This window comes from Caballeronia terrestris (genome assembly GCF_001544515.1).
GTDB classification, from domain to species: Bacteria; Pseudomonadota; Gammaproteobacteria; order Burkholderiales; family Burkholderiaceae; genus Caballeronia; species Caballeronia terrestris.
In genome coordinates, this window is sequence record NZ_FCOL02000472.1 from 1 (window position 1) to 1,115 (window position 1,115).

At 58.7% G+C, this 1,115-nt stretch carries 1 protein-coding gene and 1 pseudogene; one reads left to right on the forward strand and one right to left on the reverse strand.

Going from position 1 to position 1,115, the window contains the following annotated elements; genetic code table 11:
- A pseudogene (locus AWB67_RS38340) lies at nucleotides 1-650 on the reverse strand (IS4-like element ISCku4 family transposase); the annotation flags it as partial.
- 55 nt (nucleotides 651-705) lie between these two features.
- Between AWB67_RS38340 and AWB67_RS38345 the strand changes: the two are divergent.
- Nucleotides 706-1,023, forward strand: coding sequence for a DUF6788 family protein (locus AWB67_RS38345; protein WP_062644844.1), 318 nt, complete (start codon nucleotides 706-708; stop codon nucleotides 1,021-1,023).
- The last annotated feature ends 92 nt before the right edge of the window (nucleotides 1,024-1,115 follow it).

Consider the following 1,115-nt stretch of genomic DNA (forward strand, 5'->3'; position numbering starts at 1 on the left):
ACGCGTGTGACCAGGTGGTTGTCCTGATCGCGCAGACCTTTGACGATCTTGCGAGCGGCGTAGTACGCATCTGCGACGAAGTAGAACGGCTCCTTCACTGAGACGATGCCCAGCAGCGAGATCATCTTGTCGAGCAAGGTACGTCGATCGCGGTTGGACCACACCAGACCTTCGTGAATGCGCACGGCCAGCGGTACGGCGAAGACGCTCTGGGCGGCCCGCACGAGTATGCTGACTGCCTGCATGGAGTGCCCCATGATGTACTCGGGCTTGGTGTTGGAGTCGGACTGTTGATGCAGCAGCTTGACGCCGGGCATCTTCTTGCCAGACTTGGCCACCTTGATGCCGTCTCCGACCAGGACGCGCCGGCCATTGACGCGTAGCGGATCCGGGAACAGGCGCAACACCGCCTGAGTCCACAGCGCCGAGAGCTGATCGAGTTGCACGGCGTTGCTGTGCAAGCTGTCACGCAGCTTGTTGTACAGGACCGGTCGCAGTTTGAGCGCGCGCACGATGCTGGTCACGCCCAGCAACTCGGTGCGCACCGTCAAGCCTGCCACGGCAGTTGCGAACCACATGAAGCTGCGCAGGCGCGAGAACGCCGGACGCAGCAACCAGATCGCGTCCCACCAAGCCATCCAAAGCGACATCGTTTGTCTTCGAGTCGTTGTTGACAGTCAAGTATAGCATTTGTATGCTATACAAATGACACAAAAACGCCTCCTTCAAATCGAAACACGCATTGAGACGATTAAGGCGAAGCTCGCCGCGATCGATGAAATGCGCCCAGGCTCACTGAGCTGTCAATACAAGGACCCCGCCAACCAGAGTGGGGCGTACTATCAGCTGAGCTATACGCGAGACAGGAAGAGCCGAACTGAGTACATTGCGCGCGACGCGCTGAGCGACGTGCGCCGCCAGATCGACAACTACAAGCGCTTCAAGGCATTGACCGACGAATGGGTCGACTTGAGCATTGAGCACAGTCGCCTGAAAATGAGACTGGCGCGCGAAGCCAACTAAGCGAGCCGGATCGGATTACCGAGAACTGGATCGGCGCTCACGAACGCCAAGATGAGACCGTGAGAAAGGCGCAAGAACTCGGCACTCTCGAG

Coding starts and splice junctions, on each gene's coding strand:
- AWB67_RS38345 (WP_062644844.1), top strand. CDS start 706: ATGACACAAAAACGCCTCCTTCAAATCGAAACACGCATTGAGACGATT.